Origin of the sequence: Thiofilum sp., from assembly GCF_016711335.1 — a bacterium.
In the GTDB taxonomy this organism is placed as follows: Bacteria; Pseudomonadota; Gammaproteobacteria; order Thiotrichales; family Thiotrichaceae; genus Thiofilum.
The window spans coordinates 1-21147 of sequence record NZ_JADJTF010000002.1 but is presented as its reverse complement, the minus strand read 5'-3'; the positions used below and the strand labels follow the sequence as shown (position 1 = coordinate 21147).

Annotated in this window: 35 protein-coding genes; 15 read left to right on the top strand and 20 right to left on the bottom strand. The window is 41.7% G+C overall.

Features of this window, described 5'->3' with window-relative positions:
• Positions 1–37: 37 nt before the first annotated feature.
• Complete coding sequence (locus IPL34_RS18990) at positions 38–646, top strand: recombinase family protein (RefSeq protein WP_296843098.1); 609 nt, start codon at positions 38–40, stop codon at positions 644–646.
• A gap of 117 nt (positions 647–763) precedes the next feature.
• Here IPL34_RS18990 and IPL34_RS18985 read toward each other — a convergent pair whose 3' ends face one another.
• Positions 764–1129 carry a helix-turn-helix transcriptional regulator gene (locus tag IPL34_RS18985; protein WP_296843111.1) on the bottom strand — a complete coding sequence of 122 codons (366 nt, stop codon included), beginning with the start codon at positions 1127–1129 and terminating at the stop codon, positions 764–766.
• A 126-nt stretch (positions 1130–1255) separates the two neighbouring features.
• Entirely contained in the window at positions 1256–1468 is a 213-nt protein-coding gene (locus IPL34_RS18980; protein ID WP_296843096.1) for a hypothetical protein, read from the bottom strand.
• Positions 1469–1780: 312 nt separating this feature from the next.
• Here IPL34_RS18980 and trfA (IPL34_RS18975) point away from each other — a divergent pair, with 312 nt between their 5' ends.
• From trfA (IPL34_RS18975) to IPL34_RS18965, 3 genes are all read left to right on the top strand, one after another.
• Positions 1781–2635, top strand: coding sequence for a plasmid replication initiator TrfA (gene trfA, locus IPL34_RS18975; RefSeq protein ID WP_296843095.1), 855 nt, complete (start codon positions 1781–1783; stop codon positions 2633–2635).
• A gap of 419 nt (positions 2636–3054) precedes the next feature.
• Entirely contained in the window at positions 3055–3324 is a 270-nt protein-coding gene (locus IPL34_RS18970; protein ID WP_296843094.1) for a hypothetical protein, read from the top strand.
• Positions 3314–3862: a DNA-binding protein gene (locus tag IPL34_RS18965; RefSeq protein ID WP_296843093.1), complete on the top strand. Its 549-nt coding sequence runs from the start codon at positions 3314–3316 to the stop codon at positions 3860–3862. The genes IPL34_RS18970 and IPL34_RS18965 overlap by 11 nt, the downstream gene beginning before the upstream one ends.
• A 33-nt stretch (positions 3863–3895) precedes the next feature.
• On the opposite strand, the gene IPL34_RS18960 is transcribed toward IPL34_RS18965, so the two are convergent.
• On the bottom strand, positions 3896–4720 hold the full coding sequence (locus IPL34_RS18960; RefSeq protein WP_296843092.1) for a RepB family plasmid replication initiator protein: 825 nt from the start codon (positions 4718–4720) through the stop codon (positions 3896–3898).
• A gap of 490 nt (positions 4721–5210) precedes the next feature.
• Between IPL34_RS18960 and IPL34_RS18955 the strand changes: the two genes are divergently transcribed.
• Positions 5211–5354, top strand: coding sequence for a hypothetical protein (locus IPL34_RS18955; RefSeq protein WP_296843091.1), 144 nt, complete (start codon positions 5211–5213; stop codon positions 5352–5354).
• Positions 5355–5579: 225 nt separating this feature from the next.
• Here IPL34_RS18955 and IPL34_RS18950 read toward each other — a convergent pair whose 3' ends face one another.
• The gene (locus tag IPL34_RS18950) at positions 5580–5843 is read right to left on the bottom strand and encodes a hypothetical protein (RefSeq protein ID WP_296843090.1); all 264 of its coding nucleotides are present in this window, start codon (positions 5841–5843) and stop codon (positions 5580–5582) included.
• Between the two features lie 290 nt (positions 5844–6133).
• Between IPL34_RS18950 and IPL34_RS18945 the strand changes: the two genes are divergently transcribed.
• Positions 6134–6349 carry a hypothetical protein gene (locus tag IPL34_RS18945; protein ID WP_296843110.1) on the top strand — a complete coding sequence of 72 codons (216 nt, stop codon included), beginning with the start codon at positions 6134–6136 and terminating at the stop codon, positions 6347–6349.
• Positions 6350–6485: 136 nt separating this feature from the next.
• On the opposite strand, the gene IPL34_RS18940 is transcribed toward IPL34_RS18945, so the two are convergent.
• The 4 genes from IPL34_RS18940 to repM form a co-directional block, all read right to left on the bottom strand.
• Positions 6486–6785 (bottom strand): type II toxin-antitoxin system RelE/ParE family toxin, encoded by a 300-nt coding sequence (locus IPL34_RS18940; RefSeq protein ID WP_296843088.1) that lies wholly within the window; start codon positions 6783–6785, stop codon positions 6486–6488.
• Positions 6782–7030, bottom strand: a complete 249-nt coding sequence (locus IPL34_RS18935; protein ID WP_296843087.1) for a type II toxin-antitoxin system ParD family antitoxin — start codon at positions 7028–7030, stop codon at positions 6782–6784. Before IPL34_RS18935 ends, IPL34_RS18940 begins: the two co-directional genes overlap by 4 nt.
• A 186-nt stretch (positions 7031–7216) precedes the next feature.
• The gene (locus tag IPL34_RS18930; protein WP_296843109.1) at positions 7217–7417 is read right to left on the bottom strand and encodes a hypothetical protein; all 201 of its coding nucleotides are present in this window, start codon (positions 7415–7417) and stop codon (positions 7217–7219) included.
• Between the two features lie 86 nt (positions 7418–7503).
• Entirely contained in the window at positions 7504–8385 is an 882-nt protein-coding gene (repM, locus tag IPL34_RS18925) for a replication initiation protein RepM (RefSeq protein WP_296843108.1), read from the bottom strand.
• A gap of 462 nt (positions 8386–8847) precedes the next feature.
• Between repM and IPL34_RS18920 the strand changes: the two genes are divergently transcribed.
• A complete protein-coding gene (locus tag IPL34_RS18920; RefSeq protein ID WP_296843107.1) occupies positions 8848–9138 on the top strand; it encodes a hypothetical protein in 291 nt (96 codons plus the stop codon).
• 44 nt (positions 9139–9182) lie between these two features.
• On the opposite strand, the gene IPL34_RS18915 is transcribed toward IPL34_RS18920, so the two are convergent.
• The 3 genes from IPL34_RS18915 to IPL34_RS18905 all read right to left on the bottom strand — a co-directional run bounded on the left by IPL34_RS18915 (position 9183) and on the right by IPL34_RS18905 (position 11069).
• Complete coding sequence (locus IPL34_RS18915) at positions 9183–9710, bottom strand: metal-dependent hydrolase (protein WP_296843106.1); 528 nt, start codon at positions 9708–9710, stop codon at positions 9183–9185.
• The gene (locus IPL34_RS18910) at positions 9707–9988 is read right to left on the bottom strand and encodes a hypothetical protein (protein ID WP_296843105.1); all 282 of its coding nucleotides are present in this window, start codon (positions 9986–9988) and stop codon (positions 9707–9709) included. The genes IPL34_RS18915 and IPL34_RS18910 overlap by 4 nt, the downstream gene beginning before the upstream one ends.
• A 277-nt stretch (positions 9989–10265) precedes the next feature.
• Positions 10266–11069, bottom strand: a complete 804-nt coding sequence (locus IPL34_RS18905) for a hypothetical protein (protein ID WP_296843104.1) — start codon at positions 11067–11069, stop codon at positions 10266–10268.
• A gap of 263 nt (positions 11070–11332) precedes the next feature.
• Between IPL34_RS18905 and IPL34_RS18900 the strand changes: the two genes are divergently transcribed.
• A complete protein-coding gene (locus tag IPL34_RS18900; protein ID WP_296843103.1) occupies positions 11333–11731 on the top strand; it encodes a hypothetical protein in 399 nt (132 codons plus the stop codon).
• A gap of 96 nt (positions 11732–11827) precedes the next feature.
• Here the strand turns inward: IPL34_RS18900 and IPL34_RS18895 are convergent, their stop codons facing one another.
• Complete coding sequence (locus IPL34_RS18895; RefSeq protein ID WP_296843102.1) at positions 11828–12673, bottom strand: replication initiation protein; 846 nt, start codon at positions 12671–12673, stop codon at positions 11828–11830.
• A 326-nt stretch (positions 12674–12999) separates the two neighbouring features.
• Here IPL34_RS18895 and IPL34_RS18890 point away from each other — a divergent pair, with 326 nt between their 5' ends.
• Positions 13000–13335, top strand: a complete 336-nt coding sequence (locus tag IPL34_RS18890; RefSeq protein WP_296843101.1) for a GrlR family regulatory protein — start codon at positions 13000–13002, stop codon at positions 13333–13335.
• Positions 13336–13337: 2 nt separating this feature from the next.
• Here the strand turns inward: IPL34_RS18890 and IPL34_RS18885 are convergent, their stop codons facing one another.
• A complete protein-coding gene (locus IPL34_RS18885) occupies positions 13338–13625 on the bottom strand; it encodes a type II toxin-antitoxin system RelE/ParE family toxin (RefSeq protein WP_296843100.1) in 288 nt (95 codons plus the stop codon).
• A complete protein-coding gene (locus IPL34_RS18880; protein WP_296843099.1) occupies positions 13622–13861 on the bottom strand; it encodes a type II toxin-antitoxin system ParD family antitoxin in 240 nt (79 codons plus the stop codon). The genes IPL34_RS18885 and IPL34_RS18880 overlap by 4 nt, the downstream gene beginning before the upstream one ends.
• 154 nt (positions 13862–14015) lie before the next feature.
• Between IPL34_RS18880 and IPL34_RS18875 the strand changes: the two genes are divergently transcribed.
• A complete protein-coding gene (locus tag IPL34_RS18875; RefSeq protein WP_296843098.1) occupies positions 14016–14624 on the top strand; it encodes a recombinase family protein in 609 nt (202 codons plus the stop codon).
• Positions 14625–14765: 141 nt separating this feature from the next.
• Here the strand turns inward: IPL34_RS18875 and IPL34_RS18870 are convergent, their stop codons facing one another.
• Positions 14766–15107 (bottom strand): helix-turn-helix transcriptional regulator, encoded by a 342-nt coding sequence (locus IPL34_RS18870; protein WP_296843097.1) that lies wholly within the window; start codon positions 15105–15107, stop codon positions 14766–14768.
• Between the two features lie 126 nt (positions 15108–15233).
• Positions 15234–15446 (bottom strand): hypothetical protein, encoded by a 213-nt coding sequence (locus IPL34_RS18865; RefSeq protein WP_296843096.1) that lies wholly within the window; start codon positions 15444–15446, stop codon positions 15234–15236.
• Positions 15447–15758: 312 nt separating this feature from the next.
• On the opposite strand from IPL34_RS18865, the gene trfA (IPL34_RS18860) reads away from it, so the two are divergent.
• The 3 genes from trfA (IPL34_RS18860) (at position 15759) to IPL34_RS18850 (ending at position 17841) form a co-directional block, all read left to right on the top strand.
• Complete coding sequence (gene trfA / locus IPL34_RS18860; protein WP_296843095.1) at positions 15759–16613, top strand: plasmid replication initiator TrfA; 855 nt, start codon at positions 15759–15761, stop codon at positions 16611–16613.
• Positions 16614–17033: 420 nt separating this feature from the next.
• Complete coding sequence (locus IPL34_RS18855; protein ID WP_296843094.1) at positions 17034–17303, top strand: hypothetical protein; 270 nt, start codon at positions 17034–17036, stop codon at positions 17301–17303.
• A complete protein-coding gene (locus tag IPL34_RS18850; protein WP_296843093.1) occupies positions 17293–17841 on the top strand; it encodes a DNA-binding protein in 549 nt (182 codons plus the stop codon). The genes IPL34_RS18855 and IPL34_RS18850 overlap by 11 nt, the downstream gene beginning before the upstream one ends.
• A 33-nt stretch (positions 17842–17874) precedes the next feature.
• On the opposite strand, the gene IPL34_RS18845 is transcribed toward IPL34_RS18850, so the two are convergent.
• Positions 17875–18699 (bottom strand): RepB family plasmid replication initiator protein, encoded by an 825-nt coding sequence (locus IPL34_RS18845; protein WP_296843092.1) that lies wholly within the window; start codon positions 18697–18699, stop codon positions 17875–17877.
• 490 nt (positions 18700–19189) lie between these two features.
• On the opposite strand from IPL34_RS18845, the gene IPL34_RS18840 reads away from it, so the two are divergent.
• Positions 19190–19333 carry a hypothetical protein gene (locus tag IPL34_RS18840; protein ID WP_296843091.1) on the top strand — a complete coding sequence of 48 codons (144 nt, stop codon included), beginning with the start codon at positions 19190–19192 and terminating at the stop codon, positions 19331–19333.
• A 225-nt stretch (positions 19334–19558) separates the two neighbouring features.
• Here the strand turns inward: IPL34_RS18840 and IPL34_RS18835 are convergent, their stop codons facing one another.
• A complete protein-coding gene (locus tag IPL34_RS18835; RefSeq protein WP_296843090.1) occupies positions 19559–19822 on the bottom strand; it encodes a hypothetical protein in 264 nt (87 codons plus the stop codon).
• A gap of 290 nt (positions 19823–20112) precedes the next feature.
• Between IPL34_RS18835 and IPL34_RS18830 the strand changes: the two genes are divergently transcribed.
• Positions 20113–20250 (top strand): hypothetical protein, encoded by a 138-nt coding sequence (locus IPL34_RS18830; RefSeq protein ID WP_296843089.1) that lies wholly within the window; start codon positions 20113–20115, stop codon positions 20248–20250.
• Between the two features lie 215 nt (positions 20251–20465).
• On the opposite strand, the gene IPL34_RS18825 is transcribed toward IPL34_RS18830, so the two are convergent.
• Both IPL34_RS18825 and IPL34_RS18820 read right to left on the bottom strand, forming a co-directional pair.
• The gene (locus IPL34_RS18825) at positions 20466–20765 is read right to left on the bottom strand and encodes a type II toxin-antitoxin system RelE/ParE family toxin (RefSeq protein ID WP_296843088.1); all 300 of its coding nucleotides are present in this window, start codon (positions 20763–20765) and stop codon (positions 20466–20468) included.
• Complete coding sequence (locus IPL34_RS18820) at positions 20762–21010, bottom strand: type II toxin-antitoxin system ParD family antitoxin (RefSeq protein ID WP_296843087.1); 249 nt, start codon at positions 21008–21010, stop codon at positions 20762–20764. The genes IPL34_RS18825 and IPL34_RS18820 overlap by 4 nt, the downstream gene beginning before the upstream one ends.
• Positions 21011–21147: the final 137 nt, after the last annotated feature.

Below are 21147 nucleotides of genomic sequence, written 5' to 3'. Positions count from 1 at the left end.
CCGCTAAGTTATCTCCCACCCTTTCTGGAGTACTTTCATGGCTCACTATGCTTACTTGCGCGTCAGTACCGATCAACAAGACGTAGACAACCAACGTCACGGGATTCTTGAATATGCCAACAAGCAAGGCTTAAGCGGTGTGGTGTTTGTTGAGGATACCGTCTCCGGCAAAAAGAACTGGCAAGACCGCAAAAGCGGTGAATTGCTCATGAAAACCATGAAAAGCGGCGATCAGGTGATATTTGCCGAAGTGTCGCGTATGGCACGTTCGACCCTTCAAGTACTCGAAATGCTCGAATTTGCCGCTAAATCGGGCTTAGAAGTGCACATTGCTAAGCAAAATATGCGTTTTGATAATTCGCTTAATTCCAAAATCACCGCCACCGTCTTGGGCTTAGCCGCCGAGATCGAGCGCGAATTTATCAGCATGAGAACCAAGGAAGCCCTAGCCAAACGCAAAGCCCAAGGTATGACCCTAGGTCGACCCAAAGGGCGAGCGGCTAAGGTAAAGCTCGATGACAAAGCCGCTGAAATCAAAGGCTACTTAGCTAAGGACATTAGCAAGCGAGCCATAGCCAAGTTAGTGGATTGCTCACCAAGTACCTTGTATGACTGGTTGGAGCGTAGGAAATTAATTAAAGCTTGAAAAAAGCTTTTCTAATTCAATCGAGCTAAACTTTTATATTTTTTAATATAAAGATAAAAGAGTTTATTAGTAAAGAAAATTGAAATAAAAAACCTATCTAAATTAAATATATAAAATCTAGACTAATAAATATGAGACTTGCTTAACTACAAGTCTCTTCTTTTTTACAACTTCAGGTGTGTCTGCTTCTTGCTTTTTTGGCTTTTTGATTGACAAGAGATCAAGTATTGCCATTGATATATCATCGGCTAATTGGCTATCCAGATTACGAATCTGATCTTTATCAGCCGCCATAAACAATAAAATTTCAACAGGTGCATCTAAACCTTTAGCAAGATTACTTAGCATGGACATGGATATATCCCTTTTACCTTGTTCAATCAGAGAAATATAAGATGTTGACACACCGACTTTTTCAGCCAACTCAGTTTGAGACAGTCCACGGGCTGTTCGGCACAATTTAATCGTATTACTAATGTCCATCGCATTGTTACCTAATAGGTTACATAATTATGCGCAAGAGGTTGCAGTAATTAGATTACAAGAACTATTATAGGTTCGATTATTGTTGCTTGGTAACTGTATAACCTATTAATAAATACATCATAATTAACCCATAAAAATGGATAGTACTCTAGCAATAAACTCTAAGATAGAAGCTGCCTTCTCATAAGTAATGACATGGTTATCGTCAATACCATAAGGCATAAGCTCATCTAAAATTTTATCTATTTCCTCAATGATACTTGCATCTAAATCATCTGCATGTTTTTGTTTAATATCAAGAAGAATCTTGACAACCCTGCGCGTTAAAATAGACATAGCTATCACTCTCTAGGTTTGCATTAAGTGTTATCCTGAAACAGGAGTAACTTAAAAAGTCAGCTAAAGTGACACTTAAAACTGAATCATGTTTTCTCATTTTGCAGTTAATCCTTGTGCGGATAACGACTACTAATTCAAATCTATAAACAGCTTGTCTATGAATTACTAACATTAGTCATCATGACATAATGGCCTCCATAGCGTTGCTATATAAAGCTCATAATATCTTATATTTTTGACAAATGGTCAAATATTTATTACAAATAGTAAAATTTCAGTGATTTTTTGCACAGTCTTTAGAGACACCCCATGAGCCTAGTACCCGATTGGTTAGAGCAAAAGGCTAAAGCAGCCGAACAAAAGACCAAAGCCAAGGCTACCCCTAAGCCTAAAGCCGAGGTCATCCAGCTTCCAACTTGGACAGAGATAGAACGCGCCATACCCAACCATTTGGCTCGCTCTAGCCTCTTTGCACCTATTGCACGCGGTCGACGTAAAGTACACCGAGGTACTGTATTAGTGAGTCGATCAGATGCAGTAATTGAATATTGGGGTGATCAACTAGACGAGGCACAAGCTGATGTTTGGATGCAGGCTATTCACGTAGCCCGCCAAGCCCCGCTAGGTGAACCTATTACCATTAATAGGGCTGCTTTTTTACGTGCTATTGGGCGAGATACAGGAAAGTGGCAATACGAATGGTTACTGCGCACCATGAAGACCCTAGTGGTTTCTGCCATTATGATTGAGGTACGCAAGAACGGTAAAACACGCCTAAAAGTCGAAAATCTCAATTTATTAGATAGCTTCAGTCTTGATGAGACTACCGAAGAATACACCCTCAAAATCAATCCTAAGTGGATTGCCCTGTATGAAAACAGTGAATTTGCTTTAATTGATTGGAATAAGCGTTTTCAAATCGAAAACCGGATTGACCTAGCCAAACGCTTGCAACGTTTAGTAGCAACCAGCTCCGATAAAGTACAACGTTATTCCTTAGAATACTTGAAAGAAGTGTGTTGCTATGACTCACCTATGCGCAAATTCAAAGAGGCTTTGGAAGAAGCCATGATTGAGCTAGAGCGGCTCCATATCATTCAAAACCCCAAAATTGAGCTAAGTACTCAAGGTAAAGAACAAGCCTATTGGAATCGTTTTAAGTAGCGTTTGGCATCGGGATAGCGTTCCGCTTTCATCGGTGTAGCATTCCGCTTTCATCGGTGTAGCATTCCGCTTTCATCGGTGTAGCATTCCGCTTTCATCGGTGTAGCATTCCGCTTTCATCGGTGTAGCATTCCGCTTTTGCCTCTGGAAGCCTTGATCTAGCAGGCTTCCAAAAATCTCTACCTTTTCTTTCTACCTTAATTATTCTACCAGCGCGTGCCTGTGGATAACTTTTGCTGGACAAAAAAGATGGCTTAAAACTGCTTATTATTACCCTTGTTACTGTTTACCCATACAGTTCAATAGTAACGGAAACACCCCAATTTTATGCTTGGATGCAATGGTAGTATTTATCTTGCAGATAAGAAGTTGTCATTTGACAACCTTTCCATGAACCTCTATTTTTTATAAGGAACACTATGGCACGCAGTAAACATCCCCATAAAGACATCGAAGGAGCTTTAAAACATGCAGAAGCGAATGGATGGTTAGTTGAGCAAGGTGGAAGCCATGCATGGGGACAGATGAAATGCCCCTACAATGATAAGGAATGCCGTTGTGGTGAGTTTTGCCGAGTCAGTATTTGGAGTACTCCCAAAAATCCCACTAACCATGCCAAACAAATTAGACGAGTAGTAGATAACTGCACCACTCACCCAACAGCAGATCAAGATAACCATGAGCCGTAACGAATACGATTTTACCTTAAAATTTTTACTTAACGACAATCAGGTAGATCCTAGTATTTACGTTGAGTCTTTAGGTGAAGCAGGTTGTGATGATGCGATTATTGGTATTGGTGAAAAAGGTAAAATTGCACTGCAATTTAATCGCGAAGCAGCCTCCGCTTTAGAAGCCGTAACGTCCGCCATTAATGAGGTTTTAAGCGTTATTCCTGATGCCAAACTCATTGAGGCTACTCCTGACCTAGTAGGACTGACCGAAATAGCAGAAATCATCGGTTTTTCGCGTCAGAATATGCGTCAATTAGTCATACGTCATGCTCAATCTTTTCCAGAGCCTGTTTACTCAGGATCACTGAGTTTATGGCATTTATTAACGGTATTAAATTGGTTTGAAGAAAAGCAAGGTAAATCAATTGCTACCAGCCTTAAAGAAATAGCAGAAACCAATATGCAGCTTAATTTGATGAGGGAAGCCAAAAAGATTAATAAAAGTTTGACCAGTAATTTATTGAATTTACTAGCAGTCAAGCAGGTTTTTTGAAGTTTGCTTATAACTCGTTAAAAAACGGATTATCTAAAGTGCCAACTTTAACTGTTCTTCCAATCGAGCCTTTACCTCCTCATAACTCTCCCCCGGACGTGCCGCTTTTTCAATTTCTGCCTTAGTAATGCGTTTAGCTTTAGGCTTGGGATTAGTCATAGGTTTAGCGTTGGGTTTGGGCTTAAAGTGAAAGATTAAATGACTCACTATCCGTCCCGCTTTGCGCTGGGTATAGCTGGCTTCTAAATCAGAGTACTCATTGATGTCACGTAGAGCGGGTTCTAGTACTCGCACCTTAAAATCCTTAATGGCAGAGTAGCGTCCTTCAAGTTGAAGAATATTCCGTAAATCCTCCAAAGCAATTTCCCGTTTGCCTACCTCCCTCCACTGCATGAGCAATTCGTAAAGTCGAATACTGTAAGCACTCCCCATTTTGCTAATAGATTCCAAGCGGTACATGGTGAAGCTACCCTCCAGCATTGAGATATAGGGAATCATGCGGTGAGCAAATTGCAGTACTACTGAGCCATAGTTAGGCAAATAGTCTATGGAGGAAATCCAACGAGTTTTGGTATAACTAATACGAGGGTCATCAGGATCAGGATTGGCAATGGTGACAGAACGTTCATACAAGCGCTCAGCTACTTGCTGAAGTTCACGGTAAGCCTGATCAAGACCAACATTAAAGACTTTTGCAAACTCATTGGCAGAGACTTCAAACCTGTCCAATCTATTTACGACTTGTCCTTTTTTAATCTGTGCAATACAGAGCAAAATCAAGCGTTGTTCGTTTAATGTAAGTCTGTAACTCGCCTCAACTACTTTATTAGATTTAACCACCAGTTGACGTTTGGTCATAGATAAAAACTCAGAGAAGTAAGCTAGTTATTCTATATAAAAGGACTATTCCTGTCTAAGCCTTAAATACTAACAATTTGTCCCTTTGTAACTAACAATCCGTCCCTTTATAGCACCGTTTTTGTCCCTTTATGACTAACAATCTGTCCCTTTATGAACACTGGAACCCGCATTCTACAAGGCTTGCAGCGTGCCTAAATATATTAATATAAATATTAAATACGGCAGTACCTTCAAAACCTGTGGATAACTCTAAAAATCGTGCCGATTGAATCATGCAACTGAGTATCCAGCCGTGCCTCTGGCTGGATACTCAGTTCTCGAACATTCAGTCTTAAGTACTCAAAATTAAAAAAGCTAAAAGAGGCTATTAATGCCCCTTTTTTGGCAGCAAGACACAGTAAGCACCAACAATCCTACGAGAAACCCATCACAGGACTCACTCAATAAGGGTTGTAAAGTTTAATTTTAATTATTAGAGAATGATTTTATGAGACTCAAACAAATCAGCCTAACTATTGTGGCAGTAGCAGTAGTTATTTATCTAACCATGACATTTACATCGGTATCATTACAGGCAGAAGTACGTATTGCTGATCAGGGAGGAAGGCTGGCGTTAGAACTTAAAAAATAACTAGCAAATTGGTGAAGTTCGGATAAAAGTACAATACAAATTTATCCGAACACTAAACGTTCAACTAAAACCCTAACTCTCCGTGCATAAGTAACCGGAGCAAACGACCCTTTTTACACTAAAATACTGATTAATTATTGCTCTATGATAGAAAAAATATTAATCTATAGGGCGAGTTTTCAATCAATTAAAAAATCTTATTATTGGCATATCAACAGCAAGCCGTTAGGGGGACAGACTGCCCGCTGTTCCCACTTCTTTACTCACGCCTACCTGTACATTCATATCCCGCTGTACCACAGGTGCACCCTTTAAAACTAACTTCACCAAACACCATTCTTTATCCTGCTGCTGGGTCATCACCCTTATTTCATAAGCGCCTTGGCGTGAGTGTGCATGGAGCTGCATCGAGCCGCCTAAACTAGGGCTGTATTTTTGAGCCACATTAGCGAGTTCTTCAGCACAAGTTTGTAATAAAGTAGGGGTCATTAAGCGTTACCTAGCGGTTGGGAGGGTTGCTTGCTTTTTAAGCAAAACGCTAATGGTTGCGCAAATTCGGTGAATCACAGGTGAATAAATGATCTATAAAAGCTGGCTAACTAAGACTTCTCTCTACCCCCTCATTAATTGCAAATAACCACCTTTGTTAGGTTTAAGTCTGTCCTATACTCCAAAAGCCACCCTAGTTAAGGCGAGAATAACAGGCGTGGTACTCCTCAAGGACTAGGACGCAATGTCTTATCTTTAATTATTGAAACAACCGCTTAGAGAGGCCCCTCATGGAAGAAAACAATGCTCCAGAATTGGAAGTGACTGTCACTGAAGAAACCGCAGCCGAAGAAGCAGCGCCCGCTGAAGAAGCCCCCACTGAAGCAGCGCCTGTTGAGGAAGCGCCCGCTGAAGAAGCCCCCACTGAAGCAGCGCCTGTTGAGGAAGCACCCGCTGAAGAAGCCCCCACTGAAGCAGCGCCTGTTGAGGAAGCACCTACAGAATAAACCTGTAGCGATGTTTAAAGACAAGATCAGGGCTTTCTCTTCAGCTCTGATCTTTAGGCTTAATGCATTTACCGGAAAAGCCGTAAAATTCCTTTCCTTAGGTAGATTGTCAAATAAGGTTTTAGAGCGTTCTGCCTTAATGCTTCAACTGCCGCGCTATATCCATTCGCTGATGCAATATCCGCACAACCTCCACGCAGTTCTCTACCACCCGATAAAAGATCAAATGTGAGCCTACGGGATGGCGTTTATACCCTGCACGAATATGCTCAATAGCTAGACCGGCTTGCGGGTTTTCGGCCAAAAACTCAAAAGCATCTAGGATTTTTTCCCCGTAGGCTTCGGTTTGCTCTAGTCCCCATGTTTCAGCTCCATAGCGCCAAATGGATTTAAGATCCTCCAGCGCTAAAGGCGTGAGCGTATAAGTCGGTATCATGAGGATTGCAGCTCTTGGCGCATCGCTTGGGTAAAGCGTTGACGATCAAACGCCACGGCTGCCCCGCTCTGCTCGCCTGCAATCAAGGCTTCACGCAGTTGTTGGACTCGAAGTTCTTGTTCTTCCAATAAGCGCAAGCCGGCGCGAATCACTTCACTGACCGAGTGGTAATGACCTTGATGCACCAGTTGATCTACAAAGCCTTCAAAGTGAGTGCCCAAGGTGACTGAGGTATTTCTAGGCATGGGTAAACCCTCCTTTATTTAATCAGGAGAGTATACCAAAAATTGGTACTTTTGGAAAAGTACGCTATTGCTTTAGCTAATATGTAAAACTGACACCAGCGGTGTCACTATTTCAATTGGATTCATAGCCCTTTTCTGTTCCTAGGTTCAAGCACCCCTAGGGGTGCTCAAACCGTACCGGTACGCTTAATCCCCCCGCAACAGCTCCCCAAAGCGTTCATTCAGCACATACAACACGTCTAGCATCGGCGGATCGGCTTCGCGTAGTTCGTGGCTGTTGAGTACTTCGGTCAGGGCATGGTGCAGGATAGTGAGTTGTGCCTCGCGATTAGGATAGGCAACGGGTAAAGGCGCAGGAAGCACCGTTGTGATAGCATCAGCGTGCATTTTTCGACTCCTTGATTAGGGTTTAGTCGTTAAGTGAAGTCCTAGTCTGGTGCTGGTAACACTAGGCTAGGGCGGTTGTTAAATCGTTATTTCATAAAGCCAAAGGTTTTAAACTGTTTAAGCTCCTTTTTCGTGGCTAATTGCTCAATCGTTTCTTTCAGTAGTTTGGCTTGGCGTTGATAATTTAAAAACTGCGCATAGGCTTCGCGTTTTTCCGCATCGGGATCAGGGGCTGGAGTAGGGGTAGGCTCTAGCGTGGTTTTTTTCGTGGTTTTAGCTGATTTTTTGAATTTAAACGTAAAGCTAAATCCAGTAATCACTCGACCTGCTTTGTGTTGTTCGTAGCTGGCGGTAATATCCGTATTTTCGTTAATTTGCTCAATGGCTAAATCTAAAACTCGTTTTTTAAAGTCACTCATTCTTATGTATTCTTTTTCTTCTACTCCTAACCTGCTTTTAAACTCCCTCATTTCAAAAATAGGTGTTTTTCCTGCACTGCGCCATTGAATAAGTAATTCATAAAGTCTTATGGCATAAGTACTAGAAAGATTAGAAACTTGTTCTATCTCATAGCTGGTAAATTGTTTTTCTAATTGAGTGATGAGAGGTACTACGGCTGGAGAAAAAATCAGTTTGACACTGGCTTCATTATCAATATATCGAACCTCACTAACCCAACGACTATAAACCTTTTCAAGATTTCCCTTTTTATTGATCTCTTGATAAGTAAATCGTCTTTCAAACAAATTTTTACACGCCTCTTGTAGAGCACTGTAGGCAGTATTTTTATGGGCATCAAAATGCGTTATGTAACTATCGGCATGAATAGTTAAAGGGTCATTGGCTGTGATGCCAGTATTGGTTCGTCTAGCCTCAACAATGGCTAGTAAAATAATGCGCTGTTCAACAATCGTTAGACTATAGCCAGCGTTAATCAATGCGTTGTCTTTAACAATTAGGTCTTTCATAGTAGAGACTACTATATCATTAAGTCTTTCAAAAGACAATTTTATTTATAGTCTTTATTAGCACGGAAAACGTCGTCTTATAGCACGGAAAACGTCGTCTTATAGCACGGAAAACGTCGTCTTATAGCACGGAAAACGTCGTCTTATGCCTTTGCAATATATTGATTTTAAAAGAGAATTTCGCGTCTAAAAATATTAAAAATATTAAAAATAAAAAGAAGAGGTGTGCTTACGCACGAAAAAAGAAAAGACCACGACTGAACCTGCAAGGTAAATGTCGTCTTATGGGTAACTAAACGTCCATATATGAAAATTAAAATATTATTTATCAATAACTTATAAATAATTGGAATTTCTGCTTATGTTAGAGTTAGGTGGGAATTAGTGTGCAAATGAAGTTTAAGTAACTGATTTAAAAAGTATTTATTGATTGTTTTTACGATAAGTATATAATATTTAGTAATGGGAGTGGTATTTTCAACCCCAGATGCACGTCGTGATGACGTTAATTATCCTGAAACAGGAGAATATAAGATGAAAGATTTAACATCTGAAATTCAAAAATTACAGTTAGAAAAAGAAATTCTTAGTTTAAAAATCAAGAAATGGCAAAAATTAGAAAATTTTAGTCGTTTTTTGACGCTAGTGCCAAAAATATTCAATAGTTTTGAAAAGCTATTATCGGATAATAGTTTAGGTTTAAATGAAATCTCAGAAAAGATACATTTTATTTTAAATCATTTAATTCCATAATAATTTTAGAGCAAAATTGAGCGACCATTTTTACTAATGGTTGCTCAAAAAAACCTCAGCCGATTATCCTTCCACTCCTTCGCATCAATCACCCCGTCCTGATACAACCCTGCCCAATCAAAGAAAAACGGATACCAGCCCACCCCGCCCTGAGGCTTAAACACAACCGACAGCAGCAAACACAGCCCCACCAACCCCCACGCAATGAAATACTCCCCCGGATCACCCGTTCGGAGCCTCCCGCCCAACAAATGAAAACGCCGATCCGAATAAGGCGAAAACGGCACACCCATTACCGTAAGCGCATCCGCCAACACATGCGACAAGCCCCCCCACATAAACGCCGCTAATATCCCGTGAAAATCCCACAACCCCACCGCAAACACCAAGCCCATTCCCCACACACTCACATAGTGGGTCACTGTTCGATGGCGAACATGCTGTTTAAACGCATTTAAAAGCGTTTCTAGCCAATCAGGAGCGGTAGACCCTATCAGGGCTAGGGGTACGAGTTCCGGCGCAACCAGAGCCGTTGTAGCGCCGGCAATCGCTAGGTGATTAATCCACTTCATCGGTCGTGTTTCGGCACAACTGAAACCTGTTTCAACCAATCCCCCATCCGTTTGGCATTCACCGGGTCACACATCCCCGCCAACATCAGGCGCGTTTCCATGATTTTTGCCTCTTGGTTGACCAGCTCTTTTTGGGCATTGGCGACTTTTTCCATGTAACCCACTTGTTCGGTGACCTCCACAATGCCCTGTTGCACCCGAATCGCGGCACGCGCTTCTAAGCTGCGATAAAGCGCCACAGAGCGCACCGCGTGATTACGGGCAGCAATACTACTCACAAAGTCTGCGACCGCCTTGGCGGTGTCTTTACCGGAAAAGCCGTAAAGCTCCTTTCTTCAGGTACGAGATATAAGGCTATCGGCGACAGCCGATGAACGTTATACTTATTCGAGTTGGTTAGGCTGTTGCTGCCTAACTCCTCTTGTCTAGTAGTTCTACGGGGACAGGGTGAAGTAAGAGAACTAGCATCGTTCTCCCGTTCGGACATGGACGGCTGTACTAAGGAATCCCCTGATGTCAAGGCGGTTATATTCACGTTCTTTGTGGCGGTCTAGCTCATTGCTGGAGTAAAGCGGCATATTGGCGACAATTCCCACATACGAATTGCCCAAACCGGAAATATCCTCCACATCTAGCCCGCCGACCACTACCCAAAGCTTTAACCCCACCCATGACCAGCGCAGCTTCCCACCACCCCAGCGCCAAACACGCGAGCAATAGCGCCCAAATAAACAAGTTGGTAGCGTCATAAGAAACTTCCGAATCTAATCTAAAAATTTGCGGTTCTCGGCGCATCACGACCGAACGTAGGCTAGGAGGTAGGCGCTGCTCTTCGCTCGCCGCCATGACAAAAATCGGGGCTTCTAGCACGCATTGACGCGCAATCTGGAGCTTACGTCCGGTGAGCTTGTGCGCATCATCCACCAGCAGCACCGCCTTAGTGTCTTGGCAATAGGTACTGAGCAGCTCAGCACGGGTATGCGCTTTTAAGTGTTTCCATAGCTGGGCAGTCCATTCCGGGTCTAACTGAGTCAAGGTATGGCGGCGCTGATCCCACCACGTCGCCAAAAAGCTCGGCTCACACCACGTACTCAAGGGACTGAGCGTGTCCAAATACAACGGCTGAGCCAGCGTTTTACTGCCCCAAATCTCTAGCGCGTGTTCGTGCATACGTTGTAACCAGCGGGTTTTGCCGGAATCGTGAGCACCCATAACTAGCACAGGGCGCTTAATCGAAATCGCCTCCTCGCTTAAGGTATCCCCATATTTGCGCCGCTTAGTGACCCACAAAGGCACGGCATAGGGCAAACCATTGGCGCGGCGCTGCGTTTTGCTGCGGCGGATTTTTAAGTATTCCATGCGTAATTGTTATTCATTGAGTGCTGAAAATGGATCTAGCGTGGCGCTGAGATAAGGGCGTTTTTTCTGGACGCTTAAAGCCTAAAAAATCAGCGAAGCATAGGGGTAAAAAATTTAAGAAAGTCTTGCTTAAAAATCAAACTCGTCAGATGACCGGAAAAAACGAGCGTTTTTTTAAAATCCATTAGCACTTAAGAAGTTATTAAGATCTCAGCACTAATCTCTCATCATCAACTACTCAGCCACCTCTAGAGAAGGACATCATGATGAAATTAGCCGCCTTAGTTTTTGGTGCTTTAGTAGCCGTCGGTATGACTCAAAGCAGCTTTGCAGAAGAAACCTATTTCAAGGGTCAAGTCTCAGGACAATCAGACAAGGATGATTTGCTCAAAGGACGCACCGAGTCGCATAGCACAGGTTCTAGTCGTACTGAATCGCATAGTAGCGCTACCGAACGTTCTGGCTCTGATGATCGTGCTGGCACGGAATCTCATAGTTCAGGTCACTCTGATGCTGATTCGGGTCGTTCTGAGTCACATAGCTCCGGTTCTGACTCCGATTCCAATCATTCTGAGTCACACAGCTCTGGTGATTCAGACTCTCATGATTCGGGGCATTCGGATTCAGACTCTCATGACTCTGGTCGTTCTGACCACGATTAAGAACTCACTATTAAAAAACGGTTTTAATCAAAACTCTCAACACTTCTTAAGCCCTCAGTTCCCCTGTCAGGGCTTTTTTTATAAGTCGTTTAGAACTTATCTTACCTTTTCAACACCTTTCAATTTCGCTAAGGCGGCTAGCTTCTTAAAGCTCTCTAATTCCGCCTTAGCCTGAGCTTTGGTGAGGGGCTTATCAACAGTTTCTGAGGATTGCTTGGGGGATTTGGCGCGTTTGGTTGCGGGTTTGGCTTCTGGTGTTTCAGCCGGAAAGGTAAATTTCAATGCTTTGACTTTGCGACCGCCTTTAATAGCTTCCCAAGTCACGGCTAGCCCGTCTTTTTCCCTAATTTCTTTAGTGGCTGGCTCAATGACTCTAGTTCTTAGCAGCCCAAAATCATTTTTGTAGGTATCTGCCACCTCCATAATATGATTAAACTCATCAATAGAAATCGTTAAAAAGCCAGTGTTCTTGAATTGCATAAATAGCTCAAACAAGCGCCACGAATAAATAGAGCGCAAAGCACTGGTTCGACTGAGTTTGTAACTAGCAAAGTAGCCCTTTAAGTCAAACAAATGTGGAAATAATCCATGATAAAATTCAATCAATATCCAGCCCTGTCCCTTGTTATAGGCTGATTTGCCCACCCACTGAATTAATGCCACGTCGGCATCATCGGGTTTGAACCGAATTTGGCGTTTCATAATACCTTGAGCTGCTTTTTTAGCTTCTTGATAGGCTTTATCAGGGTTGAGGTCAAACTCTTGCACCATCTCTGCAACCGTAATTTTTACTGTAGCAGCTTGCACACTAGGCTTAGCTTTACTGTCGAGTTTAGAAACTGCCAGCATCAATAAACGCTTCTCACCTAAATTCAAACCCTGAGCGCTACGAATAAGGTCATTAGTCATGTTGATATAACTGGTTTTAGTAAGGGGTTTCATACAATAAATCTTCCTTTTGATTTATTGTTAGCCTAACAAACTCAACATAATAATCAAGTGTTAGGATAACAACCTTTTTGTTAGATTTAACAACCTTTTTGTTAGATTTAACAACCTTTTTGTTAGAATTGGGTACTCTATCTATATGATTTTATTAACGAATTCGACACCTAAAAACGTATTAAAAACGAATGTTAAAAACAGAGGGGTGTTTTCACACCATCAAAGAGAAGAAAACATTAACTACTACCAAGGGTTGGTCTCAATATGACCTACTTAATTGATATAATTTTAAACATTATTAATTTTTTAAAGGCTATCAAACTATGAAGAATGGTATTTATCATGCAAACTTTACTTCATCTTTAGGTATAACAGGTTATGGATTAGTAGTTGTTAAAGATGGAGCAATAAACGGTGGTGATCCAGCTTACTTGTATACGGGCAAAATAGATTCCAATAATAATTTAATCTCTGGACAAATAAATATTAATAAATGGAATCAAGCTGGTAATGATTCGATCTTTGGGGCAGCTAATAATTTTGATTTAGCACTACAAGGCAACTCAACCGATAAAAATTTTAATATGGCTGGTCACGTAGTTGGACAACCAGCCTTAAAAATTACAATTCAAGGTACTTTTTTATCTGAAGCAAGTTAAATTCAAAGAAATCTAGCAGGGTCACGACTTTGGTGTAGTACTCTTAGAATTAATACATCATTGTTTTTCAATCGGTAATAAATTGAATGACTGGCACAAGTAGACCGTCTTACTTGTGCTTTCACATGACCAAAGTCAGTACCCAGCTTTGGATTAGTAGCTAACAGATCGAAATGAGCGCTTAGGGTTTCGTAGTAGGATTCAGCTTTATCCTCACCAAATTCACGATAGGAATAGACATAGATGTCTAAAATATCCTGCTCTGCATCCTCCGTTAATTGATAACTCATTGTGCGACCTTAAGACGTGCCTTAGTGCGAATCTCAGCCATTGACAAACGACTGACCCCACTAGCCTCAGCATGGTCTAAAACGGCTCTTAATTCGTTTATAGCCATTTGTTTCTGTTCTTGGTCTTTCCGTATTAGGTCGCGAATATACTCGCTGATATTGCCGTATAAACCTGATGCAACCTGACCATCTACATAGTGGCTCATAGGATCAGGGAGTGAAATGGTGTGGCGCATAGTGAAACCCTTTCATAATAATTCATACTTAATCATATCTAATCATCATTATGATTCCAATAATGCCCTAGACAACTTCCACACCGTCCAGAAAAATACTGTCTATAAATCAAACTTCCGCTAAGTTATCTCCCACCCTTTCTGGAGTACTTTCATGGCTCACTATGCTTACTTGCGCGTCAGTACCGATCAACAAGACGTAGACAACCAACGTCACGGGATTCTTGAATATGCCAACAAGCAAGGCTTAAGCGGTGTGGTGTTTGTTGAGGATACCGTCTCCGGCAAAAAGAACTGGCAAGACCGCAAAAGCGGTGAATTGCTCATGAAAACCATGAAAAGCGGCGATCAGGTGATATTTGCCGAAGTGTCGCGTATGGCACGTTCGACCCTTCAAGTACTCGAAATGCTCGAATTTGCCGCTAAATCGGGCTTAGAAGTGCACATTGCTAAGCAAAATATGCGTTTTGATAATTCGCTTAATTCCAAAATCACCGCCACCGTCTTGGGCTTAGCCGCCGAGATCGAGCGCGAATTTATCAGCATGAGAACCAAGGAAGCCCTAGCCAAACGCAAAGCCCAAGGTATGACCCTAGGTCGACCCAAAGGGCGAGCGGCTAAGGTAAAGCTCGATGACAAAGCCGCTGAAATCAAAGGCTACTTAGCTAAGGACATTAGCAAGCGAGCCATAGCCAAGTTAGTGGATTGCTCACCAAGTACCTTGTATGACTGGTTGGAGCGTAGGAAATTAATTAAAGCTTGAAAAAGCTTTTCTAATTCAATCGAGCTAAACTTTTATATTTTTTAATATAAAGATAAAAGAGTTTATTAGTAAAGAAAATTGAAATAAAAAACCTATCTAAATTAAATATATAAAATCTAGACTAATAAATATGAGACTTGCTTAACTACAAGTCTCTTCTTTTTTTACAACTTCAGGTGTGTCTGCTTCTTGCTTTTTTGGCTTTTTGATTGACAAGAGATCAAGTATTGCCATTGATATATCATCGGCTAATTGGCTATCCAGATTACGAATCTGATCTTTATCAGCCGCCATAAACAATAAAATTTCAACAGGTGCATCTAAACCTTTAGCAAGATTACTTAGCATGGACATGGATATATCCCTTTTACCTTGTTCAATCAGAGAAATATAAGATGTTGACACACCGACTTTTTCAGCCAACTCAGTTTGAGACAGTCCACGGGCTGTTCGGCACAATTTAATCGTATTACTAATGTCCATCGCATTGTTACCTAATAGGTTACATAATTATGCGCAAGAGGTTGCAGTAATTAGATTACAAGAACTATTATAGGTTCGATTATTGTTGCTTGGTAACTGTATAACCTATTAATAAATACATCATAATTAACCCATAAAAATGGATAGTACTCTAGCAATAAACTCTAAGATAGAAGCTGCCTTCTCATAAGTAATGACATGGTTATCGTCAATACCATAAGGCATAAGCTCATCTAAAATTTTATCTATTTCCTCAATGATACTTGCATCTAAATCATCTGCATGTTTTTGTTTAATATCAAGAAGAATCTTGACAACCCTGCGCGTTAAAATAGACATAGCTATCACTCTCTAGGTTTGCATTAAGTGTTATCCTGAAACAGGAGTAACTTAAAAAGTCAGCTAAAGTGACACTTAAAACTGAATCATGTTTTCTCATTTTGCAGTTAATCCTTGTGCGGATAACGACTACTAATTCAAATCTATAAACAGCTTGTCTATGAATTACTAACATTAGTCATCATGACATAATGGCCTCCATAGCGTTGCTATATAAAGCTCATAATATCTTATATTTTTGACAAATGGTCAAATATTTATTACAAATAGTAAAATTTCAGTGATTTTTTGCACAGTCTTTAGAGACACCCCATGAGCCTAGTACCCGATTGGTTAGAGCAAAAGGCTAAAGCAGCCGAACAAAAGACCAAAGCCAAGGCTACCCCTAAGCCTAAAGCCGAGGTCATCCAGCTTCCAACTTGGACAGAGATAGAACGCGCCATACCCAACCATTTGGCTCGCTCTAGCCTCTTTGCACCTATTGCACGCGGTCGACGTAAAGTACACCGAGGTACTGTATTAGTGAGTCGATCAGATGCAGTAATTGAATATTGGGGTGATCAACTAGACGAGGCACAAGCTGATGTTTGGATGCAGGCTATTCACGTAGCCCGCCAAGCCCCGCTAGGTGAACCTATTACCATTAATAGGGCTGCTTTTTTACGTGCTATTGGGCGAGATACAGGAAAGTGGCAATACGAATGGTTACTGCGCACCATGAAGACCCTAGTGGTTTCTGCCATTATGATTGAGGTACGCAAGAACGGTAAAACACGCCTAAAAGTCGAAAATCTCAATTTATTAGATAGCTTCAGTCTTGATGAGACTACCGAAGAATACACCCTCAAAATCAATCCTAAGTGGATTGCCCTGTATGAAAACAGTGAATTTGCTTTAATTGATTGGAATAAGCGTTTTCAAATCGAAAACCGGATTGACCTAGCCAAACGCTTGCAACGTTTAGTAGCAACCAGCTCCGATAAAGTACAACGTTATTCCTTAGAATACTTGAAAGAAGTGTGTTGCTATGACTCACCTATGCGCAAATTCAAAGAGGCTTTGGAAGAAGCCATGATTGAGCTAGAGCGGCTCCATATCATTCAAAACCCCAAAATTGAGCTAAGTACTCAAGGTAAAGAACAAGCCTATTGGAATCGTTTTAAGTAGCGTTTGGCATCGGGATAGCGTTCCGCTTTCATCGGTGTAGCATTCCGCTTTCATCGGTGTAGCATTCCGCTTTCATCGGTGTAGCATTCCGCTTTCATCGGTGTAGCATTCCGCTTTCATCGGTGTAGCATTCCGCTTTTGCCTCTGGAAGCCTTGATCTAGCAGGCTTCCAAAAATCTCTACCTTTTCTTTCTACCTTAATTATTCTACCAGCGCGTGCCTGTGGATAACTTTTGCTGGACAAAAAAAGATGGCTTAAAACTGCTTATTATTACCCTTGTTACTGTTTACCCATACAGTTCAATAGTAACGGAAACACCCCAATTTTATGCTTGGATGCAATGGTAGTATTTATCTTGCAGATAAGAAGTTGTCATTTGACAACCTTTCCATGAACCTCTATTTTTTATAAGGAACACTATGGCACGCAGTAAACATCCCCATAAAGACATCGAAGGAGCTTTAAAACATGCAGAAGCGAATGGATGGTTAGTTGAGCAAGGTGGAAGCCATGCATGGGGACAGATGAAATGCCCCTACAATGATAAGGAATGCCGTTGTGGTGAGTTTTGCCGAGTCAGTATTTGGAGTACTCCCAAAAATCCCACTAACCATGCCAAACAAATTAGACGAGTAGTAGATAACTGCACCACTCACCCAACAGCAGATCAAGATAACCATGAGCCGTAACGAATACGATTTTACCTTAAAATTTTTACTTAACGACAATCAGGTAGATCCTAGTATTTACGTTGAGTCTTTAGGTGAAGCAGGTTGTGATGATGCGATTATTGGTATTGGTGAAAAAGGTAAAATTGCACTGCAATTTAATCGCGAAGCAGCCTCCGCTTTAGAAGCCGTAACGTCCGCCATTAATGAGGTTTTAAGCGTTATTCCTGATGCCAAACTCATTGAGGCTACTCCTGACCTAGTAGGACTGACCGAAATAGCAGAAATCATCGGTTTTTCGCGTCAGAATATGCGTCAATTAGTCATACGTCATGCTCAATCTTTTCCAGAGCCTGTTTACTCAGGATCACTGAGTTTATGGCATTTATTAACGGTATTAAATTGGTTTGAAGAAAAGCAAGGTAAATCAATTGCTACCAGCCTTAAAGAAATAGCAGAAACCAATATGCAGCTTAATTTGATGAGGGAAGCCAAAAAGATTAATAAAAGTTTGACCAGTAATTTATTGAATTTACTAGCAGTCAAGCAGGTTTTTTGAAGTTTGCTTATAACTCGTTAAAAAACGGATTATCTAAAGTGCCAACTTTAACTGTTCTTCCAATCGAGCCTTTACCTCCTCATAACTCTCCCCCGGACGTGCCGCTTTTTCAATTTCTGCCTTAGTAATGCGTTTAGCTTTAGGCTTGGGATTAGTCATAGGTTTAGCGTTGGGTTTGGGCTTAAAGTGAAAGATTAAATGACTCACTATCCGTCCCGCTTTGCGCTGGGTATAGCTGGCTTCTAAATCAGAGTACTCATTGATGTCACGTAGAGCGGGTTCTAGTACTCGCACCTTAAAATCCTTAATGGCAGAGTAGCGTCCTTCAAGTTGAAGAATATTCCGTAAATCCTCCAAAGCAATTTCCCGTTTGCCTACCTCCCTCCACTGCATGAGCAATTCGTAAAGTCGAATACTGTAAGCACTCCCCATTTTGCTAATAGATTCCAAGCGGTACATGGTGAAGCTACCCTCCAGCATTGAGATATAGGGAATCATGCGGTGAGCAAATTGCAGTACTACTGAGCCATAGTTAGGCAAATAGTCTATGGAGGAAATCCAACGAGTTTTGGTATAACTAATACGAGGGTCATCAGGATCAGGATTGGCAATGGTGACAGAACGTTCATACAAGCGCTCAGCTACTTGCTGAAGTTCACGGTAAGCCTGATCAAGACCAACATTAAAGACTTTTGCAAACTCATTGGCAGAGACTTCAAACCTGTCCAATCTATTTACGACTTGTCCTTTTTTAATCTGTGCAATACAGAGCAAAATCAAGCGTTGTTCGTTTAATGTAAGTCTGTAACTCGCCTCAACTACTTTATTAGATTTAACCACCAGTTGACGTTTGGTCATAGATAAAAACTCAGAGAAGTAAGCTAGTTATTCTATATAAAAGGACTATTCCTGTCTAAGCCTTAAATACTAACAATTTGTCCCTTTGTAACTAACAATCCGTCCCTTTATAGCACCGTTTTTGTCCCTTTATGACTAACAATCTGTCCCTTTATGAACACTGGAACCCGCATTCTACAAGGCTTGCAGCGTGCCTAAATATATTAATATAAATATTAAATACGGCAGTACCTTCAAAACCTGTGGATAACTCTAAAAATCGTGCCGATTGAATCATGCAACTGAGTATCCAGCCGTGCCTCTGGCTGGATACTCAGTTCTCGAACATTCAGTCTTAAGTACTCAAAATTAAAAAAGCTAAAAGAGGCTATTAATGCCCCTTTTTTGGCAGCAAGACACAGTAAGCACCAACAATCCTACGAGAAACCCATCACAGGACTCACTCAATAAGGGTTGTAAAGTTTAATTTTAATTATTAGAGAATGATTTTATGAGACTCAAACAAATCAGCCTAACTATTGTGGCAGTAGCAGTAGTTATTTATCTAACCATGACATTTACATCGGTATCATTACAGGCAGAAGTACGTATTGCTGATCAGGGAGGAAGGCTGGCGTTAGAACTTAAAAAATAACTAGCAAATTGGTGAAGTTCGGATAAAAGTACAATACAAATTTATCCGAACACTAAACGTTCAACTAAAACCCTAACTCTCCGTGCATAAGTAACCGGAGCAAACGACCCTTTTTACACTAAAATACTGATTAATTATTGCTCTATGATAGAAAAAATATTAATCTATAGGGCGAGTTTTCAATCAATTAAAAAATCTTATTATTGGCATATCAACAGCAAGCCGTTAGGGGGACAGACTGCCCGCTGTTCCCACTTCTTTACTCACGCCTACCTGTACATTCATATCCCGCTGTACCACAGGTGCACCCTTTAAAACTAACTTCACCAAACACCATTCTTTATCCTGCTGCTGGGTCATCACCCTTATTTCATAAGCGCCTTGGCGTGAGTGTGCATGGAGCTGCATCGAGCCGCCTAAACTAGGGCTGTATTTTTGAGCCACATTAGCGAGTTCTTCAGCACAAGTTTGTAATAAAGTAGGGGTCATTAAGCGTTACCTAGCGGTTGGGAGGGTTGCTTGCTTTTTAAGCAAAACGCTAATGGTTGCGCAAATTCGGTGAATCACAGGTGAATAAATGATCTATAAAAGCTGGCTAACTAAGACTTCTCTCTACCCCCTCATTAATTGCAAATAACCACCTTTGTTAGGTTTAAGTCTGTCCTATACTCCAAAAGCCACCCTAGTTAAGGCGAGAATAACAGGCGTGGTACTCCTCAAGGACTAGGACGCAATGTCTTATCTTTAATTATTGAAACAACCGCTTAGAGAGGCACCTCATGGAAGAAAACAATGCTCCAGAATTGGAAGTGACTGTCACTGAAGAAACCGCAGCCGAAGAAGCAGCGCCCGCTGAAGAAGCCCCCACTGAAGCAGCGCCTGTTGAGGAAGCGCCCGCTGAAGAAGCCCCCCACTGAAGCAGCGCCTGTTGAGGAAGCACCCGCTGAAGAAGCCCCCACTGAAGCAGCGCCTGTTGAGGAAGCACCTACAGAATAAACCTGTAGCGATGTTTAAAGACAAGATCAGGGCTTTCTCTTCAGCTCTGATCTTTAGGCTTAATGCATTTACCGGAAAAGCCGTAAAATTCCTTTCCTTAGGTAGATTGTCAAATAAGGTTTTAGAGCGTTCTGCCTTAATGCTTCAACTGCCGCGCTATATCCATTCGCTGATGCAATATCCGCACAACCTCCACGCAGTTCTCTACCACCCGATAAAAGATCAAATGTGAGCCTACGGGATGGCGTTTATACCCTGCACGAATATGCTCAATAGCTAGACCGGCTTGCGGGTTTTCGGCCAAAAACTCAAAAGCATCTAGGATTTTTTCCCCGTAGGCTTCGGTTTGCTCTAGTCCCCATGTTTCAGCTCCATAGCGCCAAATGGATTTAAGATCCTCCAGCGCTAAAGGCGTGAGCGTATAAGTCGGTATCATGAGGATTGCAGCTCTTGGCGCATCGCTTGGGTAAAGCGTTGACGATCAAACGCCACGGCTGCCCCGCTCTGCTCGCCTGCAATCAAGGCTTCACGCAGTTGTTGGACTCGAAGTTCTTGTTCTTCCAATAAGCGCAAGCCGGCGCGAATCACTTCACTGACCGAGTGGTAATGACCTTGATGCACCAGTTGATCTACAAAGCCTTCAAAGTGAGTGCCCAAGGTGACTGAGGTATTTCTAGGCATGGGTAAACCCTCCTTTATTTAATCAGGAGAGTATACCAAAAATTGGTACTTTTGGAAAAGTACGCTATTGCTTTAGCTAATATGTAAAACTGACACCAGCGGTGTCACTATTTCAATTGGATTCATAGCCCTTTTCT

Bases quoted from the DNA above. Each gene is read 5' to 3' on its own strand.
- IPL34_RS18990 (WP_296843098.1), top strand. From the start codon at position 38: ATGGCTCACTATGCTTACTTGCGCGTCAGTACCGATCAACAAGACGTA.
- IPL34_RS18985 (WP_296843111.1), bottom strand. From the start codon at position 1,129: ATGGACATTAGTAATACGATTAAATTGTGCCGAACAGCCCGTGGACTG.
- IPL34_RS18980 (WP_296843096.1), bottom strand. From the start codon at position 1,468: ATGTCTATTTTAACGCGCAGGGTTGTCAAGATTCTTCTTGATATTAAA.
- trfA (WP_296843095.1), top strand. From the start codon at position 1,781: ATGAGCCTAGTACCCGATTGGTTAGAGCAAAAGGCTAAAGCAGCCGAA.
- IPL34_RS18970 (WP_296843094.1), top strand. From the start codon at position 3,055: ATGGCACGCAGTAAACATCCCCATAAAGACATCGAAGGAGCTTTAAAA.
- IPL34_RS18965 (WP_296843093.1), top strand. From the start codon at position 3,314: ATGAGCCGTAACGAATACGATTTTACCTTAAAATTTTTACTTAACGAC.
- IPL34_RS18960 (WP_296843092.1), bottom strand. From the start codon at position 4,720: ATGACCAAACGTCAACTGGTGGTTAAATCTAATAAAGTAGTTGAGGCG.
- IPL34_RS18955 (WP_296843091.1), top strand. From the start codon at position 5,211: ATGAGACTCAAACAAATCAGCCTAACTATTGTGGCAGTAGCAGTAGTT.
- IPL34_RS18950 (WP_296843090.1), bottom strand. From the start codon at position 5,843: ATGACCCCTACTTTATTACAAACTTGTGCTGAAGAACTCGCTAATGTG.
- IPL34_RS18945 (WP_296843110.1), top strand. From the start codon at position 6,134: ATGGAAGAAAACAATGCTCCAGAATTGGAAGTGACTGTCACTGAAGAA.
- IPL34_RS18940 (WP_296843088.1), bottom strand. From the start codon at position 6,785: ATGATACCGACTTATACGCTCACGCCTTTAGCGCTGGAGGATCTTAAA.
- IPL34_RS18935 (WP_296843087.1), bottom strand. From the start codon at position 7,030: ATGCCTAGAAATACCTCAGTCACCTTGGGCACTCACTTTGAAGGCTTT.
- IPL34_RS18930 (WP_296843109.1), bottom strand. From the start codon at position 7,417: ATGCACGCTGATGCTATCACAACGGTGCTTCCTGCGCCTTTACCCGTT.
- repM (WP_296843108.1), bottom strand. From the start codon at position 8,385: ATGAAAGACCTAATTGTTAAAGACAACGCATTGATTAACGCTGGCTAT.
- IPL34_RS18920 (WP_296843107.1), top strand. From the start codon at position 8,848: ATGGGAGTGGTATTTTCAACCCCAGATGCACGTCGTGATGACGTTAAT.
- IPL34_RS18915 (WP_296843106.1), bottom strand. From the start codon at position 9,710: ATGAAGTGGATTAATCACCTAGCGATTGCCGGCGCTACAACGGCTCTG.
- IPL34_RS18905 (WP_296843104.1), bottom strand. From the start codon at position 11,069: ATGGAATACTTAAAAATCCGCCGCAGCAAAACGCAGCGCCGCGCCAAT.
- IPL34_RS18900 (WP_296843103.1), top strand. From the start codon at position 11,333: ATGATGAAATTAGCCGCCTTAGTTTTTGGTGCTTTAGTAGCCGTCGGT.
- IPL34_RS18895 (WP_296843102.1), bottom strand. From the start codon at position 12,673: ATGAAACCCCTTACTAAAACCAGTTATATCAACATGACTAATGACCTT.
- IPL34_RS18890 (WP_296843101.1), top strand. From the start codon at position 13,000: ATGAAGAATGGTATTTATCATGCAAACTTTACTTCATCTTTAGGTATA.
- IPL34_RS18885 (WP_296843100.1), bottom strand. From the start codon at position 13,625: ATGAGTTATCAATTAACGGAGGATGCAGAGCAGGATATTTTAGACATC.
- IPL34_RS18880 (WP_296843099.1), bottom strand. From the start codon at position 13,861: ATGCGCCACACCATTTCACTCCCTGATCCTATGAGCCACTATGTAGAT.
- IPL34_RS18875 (WP_296843098.1), top strand. From the start codon at position 14,016: ATGGCTCACTATGCTTACTTGCGCGTCAGTACCGATCAACAAGACGTA.
- IPL34_RS18870 (WP_296843097.1), bottom strand. From the start codon at position 15,107: ATGGACATTAGTAATACGATTAAATTGTGCCGAACAGCCCGTGGACTG.
- IPL34_RS18865 (WP_296843096.1), bottom strand. From the start codon at position 15,446: ATGTCTATTTTAACGCGCAGGGTTGTCAAGATTCTTCTTGATATTAAA.
- trfA (WP_296843095.1), top strand. From the start codon at position 15,759: ATGAGCCTAGTACCCGATTGGTTAGAGCAAAAGGCTAAAGCAGCCGAA.
- IPL34_RS18855 (WP_296843094.1), top strand. From the start codon at position 17,034: ATGGCACGCAGTAAACATCCCCATAAAGACATCGAAGGAGCTTTAAAA.
- IPL34_RS18850 (WP_296843093.1), top strand. From the start codon at position 17,293: ATGAGCCGTAACGAATACGATTTTACCTTAAAATTTTTACTTAACGAC.
- IPL34_RS18845 (WP_296843092.1), bottom strand. From the start codon at position 18,699: ATGACCAAACGTCAACTGGTGGTTAAATCTAATAAAGTAGTTGAGGCG.
- IPL34_RS18840 (WP_296843091.1), top strand. From the start codon at position 19,190: ATGAGACTCAAACAAATCAGCCTAACTATTGTGGCAGTAGCAGTAGTT.
- IPL34_RS18835 (WP_296843090.1), bottom strand. From the start codon at position 19,822: ATGACCCCTACTTTATTACAAACTTGTGCTGAAGAACTCGCTAATGTG.
- IPL34_RS18830 (WP_296843089.1), top strand. From the start codon at position 20,113: ATGGAAGAAAACAATGCTCCAGAATTGGAAGTGACTGTCACTGAAGAA.
- IPL34_RS18825 (WP_296843088.1), bottom strand. From the start codon at position 20,765: ATGATACCGACTTATACGCTCACGCCTTTAGCGCTGGAGGATCTTAAA.
- IPL34_RS18820 (WP_296843087.1), bottom strand. From the start codon at position 21,010: ATGCCTAGAAATACCTCAGTCACCTTGGGCACTCACTTTGAAGGCTTT.